The following is a 23,273-nucleotide window of genomic DNA, read 5'->3' on the forward strand; positions in this document are numbered from 1 at the left end:
ACTGCGCAAGAATCACGCGATCAAGTGGTTTGGCGTCCATGCTAACCGTTTGCGCAACCATGATCGTTTCGGAGTCCAATGAGGCGAAGCTGGGAAGTCAGTTCGCCTCCGCGATGACCGTGCGGCCCTCGAAGGCTCGCCCGAGAGTGACTTCGTCCGCATATTCCAGGTCGCCGCCCACTGGAAGACCCGAGGCCAAACGGGTGACCCGGATACCCAGGGTCTTGAGCATGCGGGACAAGTATGTGGCGGTGGCTTCACCTTCCAGGTTGGGGTCCGTAGCCAGCACGATCTCCTGGATTGTTTCGTCCGACAACCGCGTCATGAGTTCACGGATGCGCAACTGATCGGGGCCCACACCCTGGAGGGGTGAGATAGCCCCACCGAGCACGTGGTAGAGCCCGCGGTAACTGCGGGTGCGTTCGATGGCCATGACGTCTTTGGATTCCTCGACCACACAGATGACGGTGCGGTCGCGGCGAGCGTCACGGCAGATGGCGCATTCTTCTTGTTCGGTCACGTTGCCGCACACCTGACAAAAGGACACGGACGTTTTGACCGTGGTGATGGCATCCACGAGTTGCTGGACCTCGTCCTTGTCAGCGTCGAGCAGGTGGAATGCGATGCGCTGTGCGGATTTGGGTCCTACTCCCGGGAGCCTTCCCAGCTCATCGATGAGGTCTTGGACCGCGCCTTCGTACACAGTTCTCCTTGGGGGATTCGGTTAGTTCGCTTGATGGGGGCGCTCTTCGATGAGCAGGCCCCCCAGAATTCGTTCAATCGCCGCGCGGCCATACAACGACGAGTCCTCGATGGACTCATCATCCGCACTCGGCGAGAAGTTCTCGTCGTCGTTGGTGTCCGAGGAGTCTTCGGTCTGGGGCGCTGAGGGGCGTTGCCGTGCCGCGGCAATTTCCGCCGCGTGGCGTTCCCTGAAGCTCGGCCGTTGATTGCGAGGGCTGCTGACCTGGGCAGGTGCTTGTTCGCGAGATCCGCTCGGGCGACGATCCGAAGTCTCATAGAGGTCAGCGGGCGGCTCCTCTTCCGGAGGAGGCGGGGGTTCATTGGGCGTCCAGTACTCGTTGTTGGGCTCGGATGGGTGCTCGGGAGCCTGAGCGAACTGCCGCCCGCCGGACGCTGACGGCCGATTCTGAACCGATGCCGATGCCGATGCCGATGCCGATGTCTGAGCGGACTCCTGCCCGTCGGGGTCTGAGTCGGATTCCTGGGTTGTCTGCCGAATCCCGGAACCGGATGGCGAAGCGTCGCTCGTGTTCTCGGTGTTGGGAGCACGCCCCTGTTCCTGCCCAAGGCTGTCGACCGGTTGGGATTCGGCGGCCATGTCCTCACGGGTGTCCCCGGAAGTGTCCACGGACGACGTTTCAGGATTGGTGAGGTCAGCGTTGTCAGAGCCAACATCTTCGCCCGTGCCAATGGTGAGGTCCGCAGGGGAGATGGGCGTCGGATCCGACGACTCGACTGAGGAATCTTCCACGACCGGAGCCGCTTTAGCTTCCCCCGTCTGAGCCTCATCAGCTTGATCCGAGGAGTCAGCATCTGATGTTGACTCGGCGGGCCTACCCTGCGGGATTTTCGCCACGGACCATGATGTCACGGGCTCTTCCGGAGAGGGCTCAGGTTCGGGCTGCGGGGTACTTTCACGGTCTTGCGGGGTGCGGCGGGAGGCTTGCTCTTGCTCTCCCTGATCGCGTCCCAGGTCATTGGACTGTTCGGTGGGCTGCTCCCCAGCCGTCTGCTGGGGCTCGGCCGCGGGCCGCCGGCGCTGCGCACCGAAACCTTCCTGCTCACGGAAGTATGCGGGCGGCTCGGTGGTGGACTGCTGTTCCTCGTGGCCCTGGTGGCCGTGGGGTCCCTCGTGAGTGCGGCGATCTTGGCCGCCACCCGCCTGGTCCGGCCTTCCCTGCCCATTGCTGGGTTGTCTGCCCCCACGGCCAGGGCCGCCCGGTCCACTACCACCGGGATTCCCACCGCGCGTGGGGCCACCGGAACCGCCACCGCTTTGGCCTCCGCCGTGGGTATCGCCGGGACGCACTGCTTCGATGCGGCAGTCGATACCGAGCACGGAGTGGATGGCCGCGCGCACGTCGTTCTCGAAGCGCGGGAAGTTCAGCAGATCGCCCTCGGCATCGAAAGCGATGCGCAGGGTCTGACCGTCGAATGTCACGGGGGTGCCACGCATCGTGACCGTCCAGGCGACGCGACGGATCTCGGCCAGCGCGGACACGATTTCCGGCCAGGATGCGCGCAGCAACTCGATCTCCCCACCCTGGTCCGCGGAGGCATGAGTCTCCGCGCTCTGAGCTGGGGCAGTGTGGCCCTGAGCTCCGCCAGTTCCGCTGGGCGCCCCCGATGGGGCGGCACCACGGCTCTGGCCGGGTTCCTCCGAATCAGGGCGTGCCGGCGTGGTGTCTCGGTGTTCCGGTCCGTGATCGACCGGACCGTTGTCGTGGGCGGCATCTGGTTCGCCTGGGCCGGTCCGGCCGTCTGCAGGAGGCGTGTCGCTACCGGTCTCACGTTCGCGCTCTGGAACCGGCTCTGCGGCTGCCGGGTGTGAAGTTCCTTCCGGTTCCTCGGTGCCGTCCTGAGGATCCGTGGGCTCTTCGACAGTCGGGGCGTTCATGCCCGCCGACGGCGGAGCTTCAGTCGGTGGGGCTGCTGGCTGGGGCGCACGCTCAGGTGCGGTTTGGTGCTGTGGCGCGGGAGCGGCGTCGTCGGTGGGGACGTGCTGATCGGTCTCAGGGGCGCCCTGGCGAATACCGGCGCCGCGAGGAATGCTCAGGCGGCGCTCGAGGCGGTCCACGCGGGCTGTGATGCCGCGCGTGGTGTGGTCCGCGGAGGGCAGGAGAATGCGCGCACACAACAACTCGAGGTGAAGCTGAGGCGAAGTAGCCCCGGTCATCTCGTTGAGCGCGGTGTTAGTGATGTCCGCGGCGCGGGAGAGCTCTGCGGCCCCGAGCTGATTGGCCTGATTGCGCAAGCGATTGATCTGCTCGGTGGGCATGCCGTGCAGGATGTTGGCGGCGGAATCCGGAACCGCGTTGACCACGACCAGGTCGCGGAAGCGTTCCAGGAGGTCCTCGACAAATCGACGCGGGTCCTGGCCGGTCTGAACCACGCGATCGATGGCGCTGAACACCGTGGCGGCGTCGCCGGCGGCGAAGGCATCCACGACGTCGTCGAGGAGGGCCGCGTGCGTGTAGCCGAGCAAGGCCACCGCGAGGTCGTAGGTCATGCCACGGTCATCGGAACCGGCCATGAGCTGGTCCAACACGGACAGCGAATCGCGAACGGAACCGCCGCCGGCGCGAACCACGAGGGACAGGACACCGGGCTCCGTGGCCACATGTTCCTGCTCGCTCAGCAGCTCCAGGTACTGCATGAGCGGCTCGGGAGGAACCAGCCGGAACGGGTAGTGGTGGGTACGCGAGCGAATGGTGGTGAGCACCTTGGACGGCTCGGTGGTCGCGAAGATGAACTTCACGTGCTCCGGAGGCTCTTCCACGATTTTCAGGAGTGCATTGAATCCCTCGCGCGTGACCATGTGCGCCTCATCGATGATGAAGATCTTGTAGCGATCCCGCACCGGAGCGAAAGTAGCGCGTTCGCGCAGGTCACGGGCATGATCCACGCCGCCGTGTGAGGCCGCGTCCATCTCGATGACGTCCAACGAGCCAGCGCCGTCGCGGGAGAGATCCCGGCAAGAATCGCAGTGCCCGCACGGCGTGGCCGTGGGGCCCTCGGCACAGTTGAGGCAGCGCGCGAGAATACGGGCCGACGTGGTCTTGCCGCAACCGCGGGGACCGGAGAACAAATAGGCGTGATTGACCCTGTTCTTGCGCAGGGCAGTCATGAGGGGCTCGGTCACATGTTCCTGACCGATGACATCCTCGAAGGTCTCCGGGCGATAGCGGCGGTACAGGGCGGTAGTCACGTATGAAACTTTAGCCGCGGTCACCGACAGGCACAGCGCGACCGCACGGTTGGGGAGTTAGAGACGAAAAGACCCCTCGCGCACCCGCCAGAGCCCATTTACCCTTGCTACCTTCCGGTCCTGGGGGAGTTCAACAGGATGACGCCACACGAGGGGCTGCCCATTACTTTAGCTCAACTGATGGCAGAGTTCTAAACCGACCGGGCGTCCATATCGGATCGCATGCTGTCGGTCGACGACGACGCCGCTCGGTCCGGATTTTGCCCTAGCTTCACCCTCGATTCGCATCAGGGCTTCGAGTTCCGCTATGCTGAGTGCCGCACGTTGCCCACGCGTTGGGGAATGTGCACGCCTGGAGGATTCGCCTAGCGGCCTATGGCGCACGCCTGGAACGCGTGTTGGGTTAACGCCCTCGGGGGTTCAAATCCCCCATCCTCCGCGTTGTCAAGTAGCCCCTGGCTAGTGGAAACACCGGTCAGGGGCTACTTTCATGTTCGGGGTGCCGGATCCGCCCAGCACCACGTTGCTGACCTATGACCCACGTCCCAATCCTGGACATGTGAGGCACTGTTCTGTAGCCGACGACATTTCAGGTCGAGATGCGTATCGAAAAGGCACTCTGAAGTGCGTTCTCGCGCCACAGATGTCAGGGCCTTCTAAGACCGCGGCTTTGTGGTGGTATTCGACCCGAGTTTCGGCCGTCCAGGACTGGTGGACTGCACACTCATCGACGGTGCGACCAAGATTCCCCGCACCCCGCATGCTGATCGACGATAGAGCCAAGAATCATTCGGTTCCAGGCGTTACCGTCGATCAGGATGCACTGGCTCAGGTGTGAGGGCACTACCGTCGACCAGAATGCAGTGCCACCGCCGAGCCTCCGTGCGCCGCGAGCGGTGGCAGAGGGTCAGCCGTTCCGGCGCCTGGCAACAGTGTCTGCATAGGCGGTATCAGGTGGGGCTAGAGCCCCGGAGCTACCGCTTCTTGGGCGTGAACGACGTGGTGCACTTCCAGATCGTGTTGCCCTGCTTCGCGGATACCTCCACAACCACCTTGCGTCCGGGTGTTGCACCGGCGATGGGGTACTTGATCGACGCGGTGCCCTTGGTGGAGGCGGTCGCGTACTTGGTGTTCGTGGTGGTCTTGTACTTGGCCTTGGTGGTGACCTTGGAACGTGCCCCCACCTTGGACACGTTCACGTACGTGTTCGTGTACTGGCGGGGCTGAGTCACGGACATGGTGGCCTTGCACGGCTTGACCACCGCGGCTTCGGCAGGTGCGGTGCCGACGGCAACGGTGCCGGAAGCCAAGAACAATGCAATGAGTCCGGTCGTCACAGAACGACGGAAGGATGATGCGGCAATCATGCGCGGATCCTTTGTTACGGGCGATAACTCTCCGAACTCGGAACCAATATTCCGCGTCAGGACGGCCCAGCCAGGCCGTGAGTCCCTCGCCGATCAGGGGGATGCTCACATCATAAGGACACTCATGACCTGCCAGTAACTATTGTCACAAAATGACGCGCACGAGTTTTCCAGGCTGCCGAGGCTGCAGACGCCGCCGCGCCCAGTTCGGCGCACATCGTCACCGCACCGGGCCTCCCACGTTTAACAGCGCCGCGGCCACGCTCGAAAGGAGCGTGGCCGCGGCGTCGTCGGCGGTGCTGTGAAGGCTACTTTTTGCCCGCCCGGAAACCCGCGATGTACGGGTCGTGGTCGGATGAAGCGATCTCGTTCGCCACGTAGTAGTCGAGCGCGGTGGTGCGGTACTGGCTGTACTGCAGCAGCGGGGACTGGCCGGAGTTGATGTTCCAGGCGTCCGCGCCGGTCATGCGCTTCTTCAAGGACGGCGAGACCAGCATGTGGTCCAGCGAACCCACCTGGCCACCGAACACGTACGTGTAGTCGTCCTCCGTGGCCTGCGCGTAGCCGGCGCCGTAGAACTCCTGCATCGGGTCCTCCTGGGCGTAGGAATTGAAGTCACCCAACACGGCCACGTCCTCGGAGCCCGCGGCCTTGCTCAGCTCGGGGATCCAATTGACGACGGCGCTCGCTTGCGCCACGCGCGCGGCGTTCCAGGCTCCCTGGCCGTCGCCCGAGTCGCGGTTGGGGCCCGTACGAGGCGCGGAACCCTTGGACTTGAAGTGGTTGACCACCACGGTGGTGGGCGCGGCGCCGTGCTTGCCGCCGCCCTTGGTCGAGGTGAAGGTGGCGGCCAGGGGAGTGCGGGCGTTTTCGAAAGCGCCCCCTGCAACGGCCTCGGAACCGAGAGCCTGGGCTCGGCCCACCTGGGTGACCTGCTTGGGCTGATAAATGATGGCGTTGGTGATGAAGTCCTGATCGGCCACGGGCTGCAGCTCGGAGTCGGGCACGGACACTAAGTCCCACTTCTTGAACCCGGCGGCCTTATTCAGCGCGGCGACGAGGTTCTGCAGGGCCTCGTCCTTGGGCTCACCGAGTTTGACGGAATTCTCCACTTCCATGAGACCGACCACGGAGGCGTCCAACTGGTTGATCGCGGAGACCGTCTTAGCCTGCTGGCGTTGGAAATCGGCCTGGTCGAACGCGCCGCGCACATCGCAGTTCTGGGCCACGTTGTAGGTGCCGTCGGTCGAGTAGTTGCCGCCGCGGCAGCCCTTTTCCTGGCCCACGGTCGTGAAGTAGTTGAGCACGTTGAATGAGGCGATCCGCATCTGCCCGCCCACCGCCGACTTGGGATCGGCCGAGCCCGAGAAGCGCGCCGGTTCCTCACCCGGAACCACAGGGGAGGTCGGCTGGAAGCGCCACTTGTCGAAGCGGTAATCCACGATCACAGGTTCGGTGATGCGCGCGGAATCGCCCACCGCCACGGGATCCTCACGGGTCAAATAGGGAACCTGACGGGGCTCCTGGGTCGGCGACGCCGCGAAGCCCCGGTTGGTGCCGTCATCGAGCGTGACCGAGATGGCACTGTTACGCTCCGCCTGAGCTTGCGCCTCCGCGCTGCCCGGCCGCGCGACCTGGGTCGGTTGCGCGGGAAGTTCCTTCCCCGCGGCCAGCCCGAGTTCGCCATAGCGACCCAGGCCGTAGGTATCCGCGACCTGGAACTTATCCTTGGGCTTGTACAGCATGGATTCAAGGTTCTCGCGGGTGGCGGCGGTGGAAGCCCAGTCATTGGTGGCGGGCTCCACCGCGGGGAGCTCCTCGGCCACCGGCGTGATCTCGATATTGCCTTCCAGCTGGGTAAGACCGCGATACTCCCCGGCTTCGCCCGTGACCTGGACCCTGTCGCCCACGGACACTGTGGACTGCGTGCTACCGGTGTAGACGAACACCCCGGTGGAGGCCTTGCTCATGTCCACCTTCCCACCGGAGCCGGGGGTCTGAATCACGAAACCACCCAGCGTGCCCGGATCGCCCGGGTACACAGCGGTCACGATCGAGGGTTCAGTCGTGACGGTTTGACCCTTGAGCGGAGTCTCGGCTCCGGTGCCCTGAATCTCGGCGATGGACACGGTGTCGGTGGCCGGGGCTGCGAAGGCGGGCGCCGCGGCAATGCCGCTACACAGCAACACCGCTCCGGTGGAGGCAGCGGCAATGCGGGTCCGCAGCGAGGGCTTGGACATGGATACGGGCATGAGTGATCTCCAGATTGTGGTGAGGGGCTATCGCTTGCCCGGAACCTTGACGTCCACCCATACCAGGCGGTGGTCGGAGGTCGGGAACGGGTATTCGCCGGTCAGTTCGGAACCGGGCTGACCGGGCGCTGGCCAGAAAACACCGGCATCCAGCAGCGGCAAATTCTTGGACGGCAACGCGTAGTCCACGCGCAGGTTGCCGGGGGTGGGGTTGTCATTGAAGTCGGCGGTGTCGCGTGCGGGATCGGATTCGTGGGCCAGGTTGGCGCCGCCCTGACGCTCGCTCGCCTCAGTGGCTCCGGTTGAGGTCGGTTGCGGATCGCGCACCCGCGAGTTGTTCAGCAACTGGCCGATGGCACCCGGGAACGAATCGCCGTCGTTGGGGTCGGAGTTGTAGTCCCCCACGATCACGAAGCGCTCGCCGCGCGGCAGGCCACCGTGGTGCCCGGCGTCGTCGTAAATGTAGGAGGTGGTCTTGTTGCCCGTGACGTAGTCGGCCCAGAAGCGGATCTCGTCGTTGTTCTTGCGGCCGTTGCGGTCTTCGGGGCCGTCGAAGCTGGGTGGGGTGGGGTGTGCAGCCAGAACGTGCACGGTTTTATTGCCGATGCGCACGGGCACGTCCCAGTGGGACTTGGACGAAAGCCGCAGCTGCTCGGCCTGCTCACGCGTGTAGTAGTCGGTGGGCAGTTGGTTACTGGGCATGTCCTGCCAACGGAAATTCTGGAAGGTGCGCACCTGATCGTGGGCGATCGGATACTTGGAGTAGATCACCATGCCGTACTGGCCGGGGAACAGACCGAAGCCCCAAGCATCGTCGGGCCCGCCCGTCTGCCCGTCCTGGTTGAGATCCAGCCCGGACTGCACACCCGTATTGACCGGCGCCACGTAGTAGTAGGGGTAGTCCACCGGTACCTGACCGTTCTGCCCGACCGAAAGATAGTTGTTGCGGAACGCCTCCGCAGCCTGGCCACCGGGCACGTAGTCGAACTCGTTGACGAGCACCACGTCCGGGTTGTTGATCTGGATGACTTCCGCGATGTTCTTGGCCTGCTGATTGTCCGGCGTGGACAGGTCGCGCAGCAACTGCCCCGCCTCATTGCGGTTCAGGGACGCGTTGTACGTGGCCACGCGCAGCCCGTGCTTGTCGCCGGTCGCATTCGTGCTCTTCGACGACGACGCCGCTCGCCCACCTTCACCAGCCACGGCCGGTGCCGCGGCGCTCACGGCGAGAGCAACGGCGAGTGCACCCGCCGACGAAACGACAAGGGCGCGAGATCGAGCACGCATACGAACCTCCAGGTCAACACACAGTGACCTTGAGCATAAGCGCGATAAACGACCAGGTCGTGGCGGGGAAGTAAAAACTTGGTGGTGGCGGGCTGCTGTGTTGCGGAGTACTGGCGACGCGAGTCCCGGGGAGGGGTGAGTTCGCTGATCACCGTGAGGCTGATGTTCAGCCCATGCCTGACATGACCTGTTCACGATGACGGATGTCCGGCAGACTCGAAGCATGTCTTTCGGTCGTCGTGTCCATGCGCCCCCTGAGTTGGCGGAGCCAGCCTCGAATCCTGGGGATGTCGTGCTCAGGGTTGAACTTCTTGGAATAGAGCCAGTCATTTGGCGGCGCATCCGCGTGGGGCAGGATGCTCGATTGCCCGATCTCCACACGATCGTCAACGCCGCTATGGGGTGGCTGGATTGCCATTTGCACTCGTTCAGAGTTGAAGACAATGCGCCGTTCCTCACGAACATCGACTTGATCGAGGGTTCAGACGCGGGCATTCATGAGGGCTCCGTGCGCGTCAGCCAGGTGTTGCGCTCAGTCGGTGACGAGCTGATGTACGACTATGACTTCGGGGACGGTTGGGAACATCGAATTACTCTCGAGGAGATCCTGCCGAGCATTGAATCCACGGTGCCCCATGTGCTCGACGGGGCCCGGGCCTGCCCACCCGAGGATTGTGGAGGGATCCCCGGCTATGGCGAACTCTTGCGGGCTCGCCAGGCGACTAGCCCTGATGAGCATCAACGGATGCTGTTGGATTGGTGCCCACCGGGATGGGATCCGGAACGCTTCGACGTGGACCGGCATAACCGCGTGGTCAACGCGCTGATGAATCCGCAGCCACTGGACGATGTAAGGCCTGAGCTGATCGAGCTGATCGACTCATCTGCTACGCGGAAAGAACTACTCGTGACGTTGCAGATGACCGAATTCAGCCAACATCCGCCCACGGAACAAGAAATGGCCGACGCGGTTCGGCCGTTTCAACTGCTCCTGGACGCGGTTGATGACGGCGTCACGCTGAGTAAGGCGGGTTGGCTCCCACCCACCGTGGTCAAACGGCTGGCAACGACCCTGGGCGTGCCGTCGTGGATAGGTCAAAACAATAGAGAGCAACACACAAGACCAGTTCAGGACTACCGGCGGACCCTCACACACTTGGGGTTGCTGAAGGTCCGCAAAGGAGAGCTCAGTCGGACGCAGATCGGAAAGAAGCTGTCAGGCGACCCGCGTGAACTCTTCTTTTACATCGCCATGAAGTTGCCCCTGGGCCGGGACGATTTCGACCGTCACGCTGGGTGGTTGTGCCTACTCCACCGAGCCGCTGGTATACCCGATTCGACCTACGGCGACTGGGTAGCCGACCAGCTGATGCTGCTCGGCTGGGCCCCGCCGGGTGAGTCTCCAGTCTCCGCGTTCGAGGTGTATGAGGTCACCCGGGATACAGCATGCGCGCTTGGGCGGGATGCATGGGAGCTTTCGATTGTTTCCCAGGAAGGCTCCCTGGCTCTGGCTCAAGCCGCGCTGCTCCGCCCGGATGTTCTTAGATATTCAATATAATGATGGGTCTTCTGAACTCCAACCTCTCACCACTACTCATCAAGGTGTCTATCGCAGCAAGTGATGCTCGATACCTCTAGCCGGCTATTGTTCGCTATGCCAATATATTGATATGGGTCAGCCTGAATTTCACTACGTGGACCAACTTCCCCGCCGCCCGCAGAAGCCTGAGATGCGCCTCGTTGCAAAAGATGGTGTGCGGCTCCGCGAGATGGGCGGCGAATCGTGGCTGGAGGTGGACCCGAGCGCGATCAAAGCGATGGCCTACGAGGCGTTCAGCGATGTATCCCATTTCTTGCGGACCGATCATCTGGCACAGCTGCGGCGAATCCTGGACGACCCGGAGGCCTCACCCAATGACCGCTACGTGGCCCTGGACCTGTTGAAGAACGCCAACGTGTCCTCCGGGGGTGTTCTGCCCATGTGCCAGGACACCGGCACGGCGATCGTTGCGGCCAAGCGGGGTCACCGGGTGATCACTGACGGCAAGGACGCCGAGTACCTTTCGCACGGCATCTTTGACGCTTTCCAGGAGCTCAATCTGCGGTACTCCCAGATGACGCCGGTCTCCATGTGGGACGAGGTCAATACGGGAACCAATCTGCCTGCCCAGATAGAGGTTTCGCTGGGTGAAGGAGCGCAGTACGAGTTCCTCTTCATGGCCAAGGGTGGTGGGAGTGCCAATAAGTCCTTCCTCTACCAGGAGACCAAAGCGCTCCTGGATGAGCAGCGGATGCTGGACTTCCTGCGGGGGAAGATCGAAAGCCTGGGGACGACGGCCTGCCCGCCGTATCACTTGGCGGTTGTCATTGGTGGTACGTCCGCGGAGTTCGCGCTGAAGACCGCCAAGCTGGCCTCCGCCCACTACCTGGACACCCTGCCCGATCACGGTGAAGGCCTGGGAAACGGCTACCGCGACATGGACTTCGAGGAAAAAGTCTTCGAACTCACCACGCAGCTGGGATTGGGCGCCCAGTTCGGCGGTAAGTACTTCTGCCACGATGTGCGCGTTGTCCGGTTGCCACGCCACGGCGGTTCGCTCCCCGTGGCGCTCGCGGTGTCCTGCTCGGCGGACCGTCAGGTGCTGGGGAAGATCACCTCGGACGGAGTCTTTCTCGAACAGCTCGAGCGGGACCCCGCCCGGTTCATCCCGAGCGCGGGGCTGGAAGAACTGACCGGTCCGGAGGATGTGGTGACCATTGACCTGGACACCTCGATGGGCGAGATTCGGCAGCGACTGAGCCAGTGCGACGTCGGCGCGCGAGTATCCCTGAACGGGACTCTGATCGTGGCCCGCGATATCGCCCACGCGGAAATGCGCGCGAAACTAGAGCGGGGCGAAGACCTGCCCGACTACATGCTCAAACACCCCGTTTACTACGCCGGGCCGGCCAAGACTCCGGATGGCATGGCGTCCGGATCGTTCGGGCCGACCACTGGTGGCCGGATGGACGGATACGTCGAAGATTTCCAGTCGCGGGGTGGTTCATTGGTGATGCTGGCAAAAGGCAACCGGTCCGCCTCCGTGACCCAATCGTGTGAACGCCATGGTGGCTTCTATTTGGGTTCGGTGGGCGGACCGGCTGCCCGGTTGGCTCAGGACTGCATCACGTCAGTCGAGGTGCTCGACTATGAACACCTGGGAATGGAAGCAGTCTTCAAGATCACTGTGGAAGATTTCCCCGCTTTTGTCGTTGTCGATGACAAGGGCAACGACTTCTTCCAGGATGGAGGTGCGACCGTTGTCCCCCTGGGTCGCACTCGGCTGGTAGATCACCCCTGATGTTTCGGGCCTAGTCAAAGTCCGATGCGTACTTTTGGCGCTCATCGAGCTCTTCGGTCAATTCCTCGACGCGATCCAGCGTGGCAGGATCTGCGCCCTCCGGATTGGTGAGGTATTCGCGTTCGAGCTGCCGACATACCCGGCCATGAAGGGCCATTACCGTCATCAAGTCAAGGTCTGCCAGCTCGCTGGGGAACTGATCTGCTGGAGCCAGGAAGGTGCTGGCGGGGTCGAGCCGTCGGGAGTCAGTGGGCGCACTTTGGGGAGTGCTCGAGGGGGTCGTGGGAATGATGATTTCGCTCATAATGCACCTTCTTCGTGGGGCGCTGCTACCAGGCTCGTGTAAGTGTTAGATGCGTTTATGCCGACAGTTGCGTGATGGCGGGGGAGGTGGGCGGGAACCACGAATTGAACGGGTGGCCCGTTGCCTAGGGATACCTCGTAATCGACGGCATCGCGCAGCAACTCCAATCCAGCCGCGTCAACATGGCGCGTGGGGGTTGCGTCTACGGTGACGTGAATGCCGGGCGTGAGTTTGCGAGCCCGGCGGATGAGGGGCAGAAGAGCCGACTGGCTAAACCTGGTCAGGCATCCTGCGGTGATGATCCGGATATTTTTTCCGTCCATGTCGATCTGGACGGTTACAGAAATTTTATGGTCCACTCGTGCAGCCTTCCTCCATGTTAGGGGGTGGCCGCGGCTTGACCTACAGCTAAGCCCATTGGACTACCAGTGAGTAGGGAACGTTTTCCCAGATAAGCGGTAATTTGGACGCAAAGTGTTAACGTTCAAAATGAGTGCGACCGGGCCCGCCGCCCATTTTTGCCACCAGCTCGGCGGCGAGGTCACGCAGCTTGATATTGCGGTGGTTGGAGGCCGCAGTGAGGATATCCACGGCCTCACCTTGCGAACATCGGTTCTGTCCCATGACGATCCCCACGGCAAGGTTGATCACCGTGCGTGAGTTGATGGCGGCCGTCAGGTCCTTTTCTACGTCCCGCTGACTTTCCAACCTCAAAGCGAGACGCAGTGCGCTGGAGACGGCCGCGACTTCCTGCTCGATCAGCTCCACCGCGGGGACGTCGAAGGCGCGGGGACGGGTCGCATAGACATCCAGTCCCGCGGCGGCCCCGCTTTCCAGCTCCATGGGTACCCCCAGAATCGAGTAGGTTCCCATTTCCGCCGCGGCTTTCCCATACTCCGGCCAGCGAGTATCCGATCGAGTATCGGGGACGTACACCACCTGTTTGTCCCGGGCTGCGGTCAGGCAGGGACCATCGCCGTGATGGAACTGGAGCTCATCAAGGTCTTCCAGGAGCTCGTGCGAAGAAGCCATTGGAGTGGTGCGCTTGGGGCGCAACAGGGTCACTGAGCAATAGACCTCGTTCCGGTTATCGGAAATAGTCCGGGCCAGGTTGACCGTGAAAACGTTGAGAAATTCGGAGATGTTTTCACTGTCGAGCAGCAGTTGTTGGATCTGCTCGTGTGAAAGGTCGTCGGCCTCGCGGTCGGTCATGGACTGCTCCTTTGCAGCTGTGCCGAACTCCCCGAACGGATCGATTCGGGGCCAGAAGTTTCAGCCCAGTCTAGTCTTCCACGACCTCTTTGCCTTCAGGGTCTTCCCGTTCATCGGGAGTCGGCCCGTCAACCGGTGAGGTTCGACGGCGCAGGATATCGGCCGAGTACGGAGCCCGAGGGGGAGCCTGCTCTGCGAGGAGTTCATTAGCGGCTTGGGCGAGGAGGTCGCGTTGGAGGCGCGGCAGGACCAAGGAGTGGTGGAGGAAGGCGTCCATCTCGAACTCGCTGATGCTCCCACCAACGCTGAAGAAGTACAGCCACAAGCGACCTTGGTCTATATTGGCTGCGCGCATGGTCGCCAATAACTGTCGCGCCTGTTCGTAGCCGACAGAAGCGTCATCGGACTCATGTGATTTCACGGTGATTCGCCCTGCTTCTCCCAATCAGTCAAGATTTCGGAGGCCACGTCGATGACGCGGCGATTGCTGGTTCTCGCCCGTTCCAGCAAACGGGTGCGCGCTACATCCCGGTTCAAATGCTCCTGAGCCATGAGGACACCCGCAGCCAAGCCGATGGTGTCCCGTGTGGTCAAAGCGTCCGTCAACGCTTTACTCAGTCGCACCGGGGTGTCGATGCTCTGCGCTGTGCCCAGCAGCGTGGCAGCGGCATCGGCCAGCAATCCTAGAAGGTGCACCTCTGTCTCGCCAAAGGCATGGGGCTCTGCCGCGTAGACCTTCAAGGCACCAACATGACGTCCTCGGTAAATCATGGGGGAGCTCAGGATCGATCCGATCCCCATGGAGGACACGGCCCCGATCCAATCCGGCCAGCGGGTTTCGGTGGCGGTGTCGTCTACACGTTGGGGTTCACCGGTTGCCCATGCGCTCAAGCAGGGGCCTTGTCCCAATTCGTATTGCAGAGCGTCGATCGCCTCCACGGTGGGATCGGTGGAAGCACTGGATAGTCGCTTGCCATCTTCATCGAGGAGGGAGAAGCCGGCGCCGGTTGCGGAGGGAACGGTCTGATGAGCGGCCCAAGCGAGTTTGCTGGCCGCAGAGGTGGCGTCCTTCTCGTTCAGGATCATCCCGGACAGGTGCGCGAAGATCCTACTGAGTTCAACGGGTGTGGAATCAAATGACATGATGTGCGCAGTTCTTTGGGTGGCCGGTCAAAGTGGGATGGCATCTGCCCCAAAGTGATATGTGAGTTTCCAGCCGAAGTCAGAAAATCAACTTACGAACCACTGTACTCGGGAAGTGCGGTTTCACTCGGGAAGGTGACAGGTGATTCTTAGAGCTCGAGCACCCGCGCGTGGATGACCGAGCGATGGTGGAGCGCGGTACGGAGGGCACGGTGGACGCCGTCCTCCAGGTAAAGCGTGCCGTTCCAGGAGACGACATGCGGGAAAAGGTCACCGAAAAAAGTGGAATCGGCGTCCAGGAGTTTTGACAGATCCAGCATGGACTGTGTGGTCACCAGGTCGGCGAGTCTCACTTGCTTGGGTGGAATTTTCGACCAGTCAGAGGGTGTGACCAGGCCGTGTTCGGGGTAGGGGCGTGAATCGCCCACGGCCTTGAAGATCATTGGTTCAGCCTAATGTGTTGCGCTCCTGCGATGAGGTGTGGTTCCGATGGGGGGACTTCTTACGAAACCACGCTCAAGGCCGGTCGCGCCAAAGGCAACTGAACGGGGCGGAAGTTCTGATCGAACTGGGCGCCCAGGCCACGCTGGATGAACAGAACGGTCGCATCGGTCCGTTCCTTCTGAGCTCGCTCGCTCTCGGCGCCATGACTGCGGTCCGCTGTGGACGCGAGTGAACCGTGCACGAGCTGGGTGAGCTGGGCGGGATCGGTACGGGGGAGGTAACCCTCGGACATGGCGCGTTCCAGGATGCCCACCAGGACCCCTTGGAGCTTGCCCACGTGCGCGCCCAGCTTGGCAAAATCCTCGGGTGCGAGCACGGTCTTCATCGCCTCGCCGGGGGGCAAGTGACGGCGGCTCATGTCCTCAAGCTGTGCCCGTACGTAGATGCCCAACTGATCGATGGGATTGTCGGTCTCGGTCAGATCCCGCTCCAGATCCGCGACGAACCGTTCGGTCTCGTCCAGCGCATAGGCGACCAGCAGCTCACCCATGTCCGCGAAGTAGTTGTAGACGGCGGTGCGCCCCACGCCCGCGGTCTTTGCCACCTGGGTCATGGTCAGATCGGTGAGCCCTTGGGTGTAGAGCAGTTCTCCAAACGCGGTGAGGATCGCACGCTGGGTGCGCTCTCGCTGGGCAGCGTTACTGGAGGCTGTAATGCGGGGCATGATGACACCTTATCTGATTCTGTCAGTAAAGCGGGGAAGGTCTGACCTAGGCGGGTGACGGTCTGTCATTACATTCAACGGCACGGGGTGCCAGATGTAATCCAGGCGCAGCGATCTCACTGAGATCTTTCAGGAAACGTCCCGCTTGTGCTCCGAAATGCCGACGACGCCGCGCTCGCCGGCCCCAGCGTGGGGAACCGGTGCGCGCGGCGTCGTCGATCGTGGGAGTCAGGACTCGGCGGCGAGCCCGCCCTGCCACAGGGATTCGAACGGGAGGTGAGAATCGAGTCGGTGGCGGATGCCGGCGGAAACGAACGCCTTGGCGGTGCGAGCTGCGTCGATCTCGGACGCGCCCTTGGCCAGCTCGGCGGCAACCGCGGCGGCCAACGAGCAGCCCGCACCCGAGACCGGAACCTCGCCCACCTTGGGTTCGCTGAGCACCTCGAGTTCGGAGCCGTCGTAGAAGACGTCCACGGCGTCCGGGCCGGACAGACGCACGCCGCCCTTGGCCAGCACGGTGGCGCCGGAGGAATCGTGGATGCGTTTGGCGGCTTCCTTGAGATCCTCCACGTTGTTGATCTCGTTCATGCCGGACAGCGATAACGATTCGAAGTGGTTGGGCGTCACGAACGTGGCCAACGGCAGCACCTCGGCCTTGAGCGCCTGATCAGTGTCCAGGGCCGCGCCGGGCTCTTGACCCTTGCAGATCAGCACGGGGTCCAGCACCAAGTGACGCGGCTTGAGCTCGGTCATGGCCTTGGCCACGGTGTGGATCGTGTCCGGTGAACCGAGCATGCCGATCTTGACGGCGTCCAGGTCGTACGCGGCAGAAATGGTCTGCAGCTGATTGGCCAGGGTCTCCTGGTCAACCGGAGTCAGGCGATGGGCCCAGTCATTCTCCGGATCGAACGCCACAATGCAGGTCAGCGCCAGGGAGCCGAAAACTCCCAGCGAAGTGAAAGTCTTGATATCCGCAAGCGCGCCGGCCCCGCCGGTGACTTCGGAACCGGCAATCGTCATGGCAACGGGAGGTTGCGGGCGGGAAAGTTCAGTCATGGGGATATTGTGCTCCTGCAATCCCCGTGCTCGCGAATTCAACGCAACAGGCGTAACCATTACACTGATCCACGACGCCGGGTGGCAGGCGACGTCGCACCAGTTCCCTTGATTCCGTGGAGAGTTTGTCGTGCCCAATTCCGCCACCCCGGTCACCCGTGACGTTTCCTCAACTGCGGCCCCGTCCGACGCCGCCGGCCCCGCTTTCGCTCGCCGCCCCCGTACGTACTTCGACCTGATTCTGGCCGCCTATTGCGTGATCCTTGTGCTCTCCAACATCGGAGCGACCAAGGGTGTGGAGTTCGGTCCCATCATCACCGACGGTGGGTTCTTCCTGTTCCCGTTGGCTTATGTGCTGGGCGATGTGGTGTCCGAGGTTTACGGCTTCAGGGCTGCTCGCAAGGCCATCATCACGTCCTTCGTGTTCGGTGCGTTCTCCTCCGCAGTGTTCTGGATCGTGATCATCCTGCCGCCGGCTGAGTTCTACGAGAACCAGAGCGCATTCGAAGCCGTGCTGGGCCCGGTCCCGCTCATTGTGGTCGGTTCGCTACTGGGCTACTTGGTCGGCCAGCTACTCAACGCCTACGTGATGGTCAAGGTCAAAGCCAAGACCAAGGAGAAGCACCTGTGGGCCCGCCTCATCGGCTCCACCATGGTGGGTGAGCTGGTCGACACCATCATCTTCTGCTCGATCGCGGCACCGATCATCGGCATCGATTCGTGGTCCGGGTTCCTCAACTACGTGATCGTGGGCTACGTGTACAAGTGCCTGGTCGAGGTGCTCCTCATGCCCGTCACGTACGCCGTGATCGGGTGGATCAAGCGCCGCGAGCCGAGCTACGGAACGGTTCGGAGCGACGTCGAAACCCGCGCGTAGTTCACGGGTCTCGGCCCATTGGGGTGCGGCCGCAGTGTGAGATCGGGACTGAAACTCAGTCAGTAGCCGAGGTAGGCGAGCTGCGCGGTGATGGAGTGCTCAGCCGCGCGGCGGACTCCCTCCGGTACGTCCGCGTAGACGGCGTCCGTGATGGCCTCGAGGCTCGCGCCGCTGCCCAGCTCGTTGAGCACCGAACGCACCTGATCCAGGCGTTCCAGGCGGTGTTCAGTGAGCTCCTCGCAAATCTCTTGGATATCGTGCAGCGGGCCGGCGTGGGCTGGCAGCACCATGGCACCCGAATGCCGACCCAAGACGTTGAGCGAGCGCAGGTAATCGCCGAGTGAGCCGTCCGGGTAATCAATCATGGTGGAACCGCGGCCCAGGATCGTGTCCCCGGTGATGATGGTTTCCGGTTCGTCGTGCGGAATTCTGAAGCTCACGGAGTCCGACGTATGGCCGGGGGTCGCGATGACCTGAATCCGCATTCCTGCGGCCACGATCGTGTCTCCATCGCTGAGCGGTTCGCCGTCCCGGCAGTGCTCAGGTAGTGCCGCCCGAACGGGGGCGCCCGTCAGCTCGTGGAGCCGGTCGATGCCGTCCGTGTGGTCACCGTGGCGGTGTGTGATCAGAATCAGCACGACGTTACCGACATCCACGATCGCCTTGAGATGGCCGAGATCCTCCGGCCCGGGATCCACCACCACGACATCACTGCCGGGCCACGAACCACGGCCCTGCGCCGAGGGGTGACTGCCGTAATGGGCATGCTCCGGATCGGAACCCGGCGCGGACAGGATCCACGTGTTGGTTCCGTCCAACGTCATGGGCCCGGGATTGGGCGCCAGGATCACTCCCGCGCACGCGCTGACCCGGCGAAGCTCGCCGGGGTGGGCGTGTGGCTGGTCCGTGTCCATTTAGATCCGGTTCTCCTGCACGGCCGCAGCAATGGTGTCGAAGGCGGTGAGGGTGGTCAGCAGCATCCACGCGTCTTGCGGCACCGGCCAGCTCGAGAGCTTGGTGGCGACCACGCGGGCCGGGCGGTTGATATAGATCATTTGTCCGTGGATGCCCAGGGCAAGGATCACGTCCGAACCTTCGCGCGGAATCCAGAACTGGTTTCGGTACATGCCGCCGGGCATCCGGGTGTCCGTGGGGGAATCCGCGAAAACCTGGCGGGAATCAGGGCCACCCGCCACGGTGTCGTAGATCCACTCCGCGGGGGTCACCCGGGCGCCGGTCATGGACACGCCGTCACCCAGGACCACGCGGCCCACTCGAGCGATATCGCGCAGGGAGGCGGAAATGCCGCCGTCGAACATGCCGGTGCCGGTGCTGTCCACACCAATGTTGGCGTCCTCTTCTGCACCGATGCGACTCCACAGCATGCGGGACATCAACTGCTGCATGCGTGCACCGCCGGCGGCCTCGCAGACCCAACCGAGCACATCGGTTTCCGCCGAGCGGTACTCGAACACGCCTCCGTGCTCGCGGACCTTCTTCAGGCCCAGCAGGAATTCGTACATGCTGCGCGGGCCGGGGTGGGTCCAGGGCTTCCACCCGATGGCTTCCTCGAGCTGGCGGACCTCTGCATCCGGGTCCGTGTACTCCTCGGAGAAGCGCACGCCCGTCCGCATGTCCAAGAGGTTCCGCACAGTGGCGCCCGCGTACCCCGAATATGCCAATTGCGGTACGTAGGCGGTCACGGGTGCGTCCAGGTGGAGGAGGCCCGAGCCCCAGAGTGATCCTGCAACGAGCGAGACCAGGGACTTACTCACGGACATCAGCAAGTGCTTGGTGCCCGGAGCCATGCCACCGGGGTAATGCTCGGCCAGGATCTTGCCGTCATGTTCGACCAACCAGCCGTCGGTGTAGGTCCAGTCCATGACTTCGCCCACGGTGAGAAATCGACCGTCAACCGTGACAAGGGGGAGGTTCTCCACGGGTGCGGGAGCACTCTCGAACGTAGCTGCCGGTGCCGCGGCGCGCGAAATGGCCGCGGTGGGCAGGATGTCCGCAATGTGCTGGAACGACCACGCGAGTTGCTCGGGGGTCTGCCAGTTGTTGAGAGTGACTCCCATACCCGGGGAGCCGCTGGTCTCGCTGAGCAACCTAGGCCTTCAAACCTGCAGATCCCTTGGCCCCTGCAGGACGAACCAGGGGAGTCACGGTGTACATGTCTCGGAAGGATTCGATCAAATGCTTGGCTCGAATGCTAAGCGCGGTGCCATTGCCGGTGTCACGCTGCAATCGCCCGACCGACACGATGATGCCCAGATCTGCGCCCTTCCAACGAAACTCGCCGGGACCGTAGATCCGCATGAAAAAGACTTCCGACGAGTTCTGAAGCTGGTGCCAGTCTAGCGCCGGGCGTCGGTAAACGAGGCCTCCGTCAGCGTCCACGAAGTACTGGCCAGTGCGGGGCGCTTTATCGATTCGGGCAACGCCCGGGGAGATCTCCTTGACCACGGCCTGGCTCCACACGTCCACGGCAGCCAGCTCGGCCCAGCGTTCATTGATCTCGTCCACGTCCAACTGCAGTTCGACATCCATGTACTGCAGGATGTGGAACAAGAACAGGGGGACGTCCGCGTATGCACCGGCGGTGACTTGAGTAATGGATGTTGCTCCGGAAATGCGCGGGTTCAGCTCACCCAGGTACACGTCCTTGGTGTCCAGGTCGATGAGCACGTCCACTTCGAAGAAGCCCTTGTAGCCCTCCTCACCCAGGCGGTCACCCAGTCTGCGGACCATGTCCGAGGCCACGGCGCGCGTCTCGTCGTCGAGTACGTCCGGGAAGGTCTCGTTGCCGCACCAGCCACCGCGGTAGGGGGTCAATTCCGGGTATCCGGTCAACTCGGTCATGAACGGGCCCACAATGGTGCCGGCGTCGGTCTGCACCGCCTCCACCGCAACAGGGAAGTTGTTGATGCGCTTCATGACCTTGACCTCTTGGCCGACGATCTCGTCCTTGTATTGATTCCAGTCCTCTTCGGACTTGATGAAGAACGTAGTCTTGCCGGAGTCGCCGTAGGCCGTCTGCACCACGAGGTCGGTGCCGAGGCCGTTCTCGGTGGTTTCTTTCTGGAGCTCGTCCCAGGAGTCCACCGTGGTGAGGATGTTCGGTACCGAGGGCACTCCCACCTCGTGGCCGAGGCGCGTGGTGATCAGCTTGGAGTCCAGTTTTTCGCGAAGCTCCGCCTTGGGCAGGATCAGGTCGTACCCGAGTTCCTCGCAGATCTCCTCGGTCTCTTCGTTGAAGAAGACCAGAGCGATCTTGGGTCGGGTCCCCCGAGGCGTGCGGGAATCGATCAGCGCGCGAACCTCGTGATGACGCAGGAGCCAGTTGTTGATGTCCTCGCCGGACTCGAACTCACGGGCGGGCTTGTTCTTAGGCGTGAAGATGCGCGGATGTGCGCCGTCCCAGCCGTCGTAGAACGAGATGTAGGACAGGTTGCGCACCCAGCGGTCCAGGCCCAGCAGGTTGAACGGGGTGGCACCCACGAAGAACACGGGGGTGTCGTTGACGCGGAAGAAGTGCCGCACCTCAGAGATATTGCGCAGTACGCGTCGCGTGGGTCCAGCCATGCTGGGCGGGACATATTTTGCATCAACACCCACGCCGTAACCGCCAGCGGTGACTTCGTTCGTTTCGTCTACGGAGGCTGGCCTGCCGGGGATCACGCACTTGGCGGGTTGTTCACTTTCGCGGGGATCCACCAGGGACAGGCCCCCGGTGGGTGGTGCTTTGAATTCTCCGTCTACGGGTTCGCTAGCAGGAGTGCCGGCGAGTGTTTCCCCCACTCCGGAATTGGCCGCATCTTGCGCGGGTGTGGGCGTGGAATCCAAGTCCACGCCAGTTTGGTCCTCGTTCTCGGTCATGCTGACCACCCCTCCGGATCGCTGTGATTCCCGTTTATACAGGGCCGCGAATGTGGTGTACAACACAGTGCGGCGTGTCCCGGGGTTTGAGTACAAAGATTTCAGACGGCGGGACCGCGACAGGGAGAGTAGCAGTAAGGTGATCATTGCATTTGGTAGTAATTCCTGAGAGTTTTATCTCGGTATTCGAAATAATTTCCGGTGTTTATCGCGTCGCGCGCTCCGGACACGATGTCCAGGATGAACCGCTCGTTGTGGATGGATGCCAAGGTCGCGGCGTTGCGTTCCTTGGCCTTGAACAAGTGCCTCAAGTACGCCCGGGTGTAGTGGGCGCATGTGTAGCACGGACACGTGTCGGAGATCGGTGTGAAGTCCCGCGCAAAACGTGCGTTGGTCAGGTTGAACCGTCCGGTCGGGGAGTAGACGGCTGATGAGCGCGCCACCCTGGTGGGTGAAACGCAGTCGAAGGTGTCCACGCCGTTGTCGATTGCCGTAAAGATATCATCGGGTTCGGAAATGCCCAGAAGATGTTTCGGTGTACTTTCCGGTAACTCTTCGGTGCACCAGCGAACAATTGTTCCCAATTGCTGTTTTTCCAGGGCTCCGCCGATGCCGAATCCGTCGAAGCCCATGGTGGCCAAATCTCGGCAAGCCTTCCGGCGCAGGTCTTCGTACTGTGCACCTTGAATAACTCCGAACAGCGCCTGGTACGGCTTGTGGGAGCGCTCCTCGGTCAGGCGTTGGTGTTCCGCGATGCAGCGAAGCGCCCACAACCGAGTTCGCTCTAACGCCTCTTCCTGGTAGCCCCGGGAGTTGTGGAGCGTGGTCAGCTCATCGAAGGCGAACATGATGTCCGCGCCCAAGTTGTGCTGGATCTGCATGGAGATCTCCGGGGTGAACCGGTGGAGGTCACCGTTGATGTAAGAACGGAACCACACGCCGTCGTCGTCGACGTTGGCCATGCGTTCCTGGCCCTTGGCGATGTCGTCGTCGCCGAGCGGTTCCTCGACCGTGGACATGTCGATGACCTTGCCCAGGCCCGAACCCTGGGACATGACCTGGAACCCGCCCGAGTCCGTGAAGGTGGGGCCGGGCCAGTTCATGAACTTCCCTAGGCCGCCGGCGGCGTCCAGAATGTCGTCGCCGGGCTGGAGGAACAAGTGATAGGCGTTGGCGAGCATGGCCTGAGCGCCCTCGTCAGCCAGCGACTCCGGCAGAACGGCCTTGACCACGGCCTGGGTGGCCACGGGGATGAACGCCGGCGTCTGGATATTGCCGTGCGGGGTGTGGATCGTGCCGGTGCGGCCCTGGAACTGGCCCCCATTTGCCTGGATCTGTTCGGTCGAGGGGGATGAGCTGTCCCGCAGGCGGGTCTCGATCTCGAAGCTGAAGGGAGCGCTGGAAGTTTCGGTACTGGGCGTAGGCACCACACCAT

At 62.7% G+C, this 23,273-nt stretch carries 20 protein-coding genes, 1 tRNA gene and 1 other RNA gene; 4 read left to right on the forward strand and 18 right to left on the reverse strand.

All coding sequences use genetic code 11. The features are described 5' to 3' along the window. Positions 1-97: 97 nt before the first annotated feature. The 3 genes from recR to ffs all read right to left on the reverse strand — a co-directional run bounded on the left by recR (position 98) and on the right by ffs (position 4,113). Positions 98-703, reverse strand: a complete 606-nt coding sequence (gene recR / locus EWV37_RS08165) for a recombination mediator RecR (protein WP_095796236.1) — start codon at positions 701-703, stop codon at positions 98-100. Positions 704-724: 21 nt separating this feature from the next. Then, positions 725-3,952: a DNA polymerase III subunit gamma and tau gene (locus tag EWV37_RS08170; RefSeq protein ID WP_129700937.1), complete on the reverse strand. Its 3,228-nt coding sequence runs from the start codon at positions 3,950-3,952 to the stop codon at positions 725-727. A 64-nt stretch (positions 3,953-4,016) separates the two neighbouring features. Beyond that, positions 4,017-4,113: signal recognition particle sRNA small type (ffs, locus tag EWV37_RS08175), an RNA gene on the reverse strand. 193 nt (positions 4,114-4,306) lie between these two features. On the opposite strand from ffs, the gene EWV37_RS08180 reads away from it, so the two are divergent. Next, positions 4,307-4,391: transfer RNA gene (locus tag EWV37_RS08180), tRNA-Ser, on the forward strand. 535 nt (positions 4,392-4,926) lie between these two features. Here EWV37_RS08180 and EWV37_RS08185 read toward each other — a convergent pair. The 3 genes from EWV37_RS08185 to EWV37_RS08195 form a co-directional block, all read right to left on the reverse strand. Continuing rightward, a complete protein-coding gene (locus tag EWV37_RS08185) occupies positions 4,927-5,319 on the reverse strand; it encodes a hypothetical protein (RefSeq protein WP_129700940.1) in 393 nt (130 codons plus the stop codon). Positions 5,320-5,627: 308 nt separating this feature from the next. After that, positions 5,628-7,571: an ExeM/NucH family extracellular endonuclease gene (locus tag EWV37_RS08190; RefSeq protein WP_238663153.1), complete on the reverse strand. Its 1,944-nt coding sequence runs from the start codon at positions 7,569-7,571 to the stop codon at positions 5,628-5,630. Positions 7,572-7,598: 27 nt separating this feature from the next. Continuing rightward, positions 7,599-8,858: an endonuclease/exonuclease/phosphatase family protein gene (locus EWV37_RS08195; RefSeq protein WP_238663155.1), complete on the reverse strand. Its 1,260-nt coding sequence runs from the start codon at positions 8,856-8,858 to the stop codon at positions 7,599-7,601. A 223-nt stretch (positions 8,859-9,081) separates the two neighbouring features. Between EWV37_RS08195 and EWV37_RS08200 the strand changes: the two genes are divergently transcribed. Next, complete coding sequence (locus EWV37_RS08200) at positions 9,082-10,416, forward strand: plasmid pRiA4b ORF-3 family protein (protein ID WP_165189323.1); 1,335 nt, start codon at positions 9,082-9,084, stop codon at positions 10,414-10,416. 172 nt (positions 10,417-10,588) lie between these two features. Further along, a complete protein-coding gene (locus EWV37_RS08205; RefSeq protein WP_238663156.1) occupies positions 10,589-12,199 on the forward strand; it encodes a FumA C-terminus/TtdB family hydratase beta subunit in 1,611 nt (536 codons plus the stop codon). A gap of 10 nt (positions 12,200-12,209) precedes the next feature. On the opposite strand, the gene EWV37_RS08210 is transcribed toward EWV37_RS08205, so the two are convergent. From EWV37_RS08210 to EWV37_RS08245, 8 genes are all read right to left on the reverse strand, one after another. Beyond that, the gene (locus EWV37_RS08210) at positions 12,210-12,503 is read right to left on the reverse strand and encodes a hypothetical protein (protein ID WP_095796241.1); all 294 of its coding nucleotides are present in this window, start codon (positions 12,501-12,503) and stop codon (positions 12,210-12,212) included. Then, complete coding sequence (locus tag EWV37_RS08215) at positions 12,500-12,862, reverse strand: hypothetical protein (protein ID WP_129700946.1); 363 nt, start codon at positions 12,860-12,862, stop codon at positions 12,500-12,502. Before EWV37_RS08215 ends, EWV37_RS08210 begins: the two co-directional genes overlap by 4 nt. Positions 12,863-12,980: 118 nt before the next feature. Beyond that, the gene (locus EWV37_RS08220; protein ID WP_129700949.1) at positions 12,981-13,715 is read right to left on the reverse strand and encodes a GAF and ANTAR domain-containing protein; all 735 of its coding nucleotides are present in this window, start codon (positions 13,713-13,715) and stop codon (positions 12,981-12,983) included. Between the two features lie 70 nt (positions 13,716-13,785). After that, entirely contained in the window at positions 13,786-14,136 is a 351-nt protein-coding gene (locus EWV37_RS15530) for a hypothetical protein (RefSeq protein WP_193554308.1), read from the reverse strand. After that, positions 14,133-14,858, reverse strand: coding sequence for a GAF and ANTAR domain-containing protein (locus EWV37_RS08230; RefSeq protein ID WP_129700950.1), 726 nt, complete (start codon positions 14,856-14,858; stop codon positions 14,133-14,135). Before EWV37_RS08230 ends, EWV37_RS15530 begins: the two co-directional genes overlap by 4 nt. 149 nt (positions 14,859-15,007) lie before the next feature. Continuing rightward, positions 15,008-15,301: a type II toxin-antitoxin system VapB family antitoxin gene (locus tag EWV37_RS08235; protein ID WP_016997782.1), complete on the reverse strand. Its 294-nt coding sequence runs from the start codon at positions 15,299-15,301 to the stop codon at positions 15,008-15,010. Positions 15,302-15,360: 59 nt separating this feature from the next. Beyond that, positions 15,361-16,026, reverse strand: coding sequence for a TetR/AcrR family transcriptional regulator (locus EWV37_RS08240; protein ID WP_095796245.1), 666 nt, complete (start codon positions 16,024-16,026; stop codon positions 15,361-15,363). A gap of 228 nt (positions 16,027-16,254) precedes the next feature. After that, the gene (locus EWV37_RS08245; protein ID WP_129700952.1) at positions 16,255-17,082 is read right to left on the reverse strand and encodes a hydroxymethylpyrimidine/phosphomethylpyrimidine kinase; all 828 of its coding nucleotides are present in this window, start codon (positions 17,080-17,082) and stop codon (positions 16,255-16,257) included. A 130-nt stretch (positions 17,083-17,212) separates the two neighbouring features. Between EWV37_RS08245 and EWV37_RS08250 the strand changes: the two genes are divergently transcribed. Further along, on the forward strand, positions 17,213-17,959 hold the full coding sequence (locus tag EWV37_RS08250) for a queuosine precursor transporter (RefSeq protein ID WP_129700954.1): 747 nt from the start codon (positions 17,213-17,215) through the stop codon (positions 17,957-17,959). Positions 17,960-18,018: 59 nt separating this feature from the next. Here EWV37_RS08250 and EWV37_RS08255 read toward each other — a convergent pair whose 3' ends face one another. The 4 genes from EWV37_RS08255 to tgt all read right to left on the reverse strand — a co-directional run bounded on the left by EWV37_RS08255 (position 18,019) and on the right by tgt (position 23,265). Beyond that, a complete protein-coding gene (locus tag EWV37_RS08255; RefSeq protein WP_129700956.1) occupies positions 18,019-18,873 on the reverse strand; it encodes an MBL fold metallo-hydrolase in 855 nt (284 codons plus the stop codon). Further along, entirely contained in the window at positions 18,874-20,037 is a 1,164-nt protein-coding gene (locus EWV37_RS08260; RefSeq protein WP_129700958.1) for a serine hydrolase domain-containing protein, read from the reverse strand. A gap of 31 nt (positions 20,038-20,068) precedes the next feature. Then, complete coding sequence (locus tag EWV37_RS08265) at positions 20,069-21,838, reverse strand: biotin carboxylase (protein ID WP_238663157.1); 1,770 nt, start codon at positions 21,836-21,838, stop codon at positions 20,069-20,071. 143 nt (positions 21,839-21,981) lie between these two features. Then, a complete protein-coding gene (gene tgt, locus EWV37_RS08270) occupies positions 21,982-23,265 on the reverse strand; it encodes a tRNA guanosine(34) transglycosylase Tgt (protein ID WP_095796624.1) in 1,284 nt (427 codons plus the stop codon). Positions 23,266-23,273: the final 8 nt, after the last annotated feature.

The organism is Kocuria carniphila (assembly GCF_004136555.1).
GTDB lineage: Bacteria > Actinomycetota > Actinomycetes > Actinomycetales > Micrococcaceae > Kocuria > Kocuria carniphila.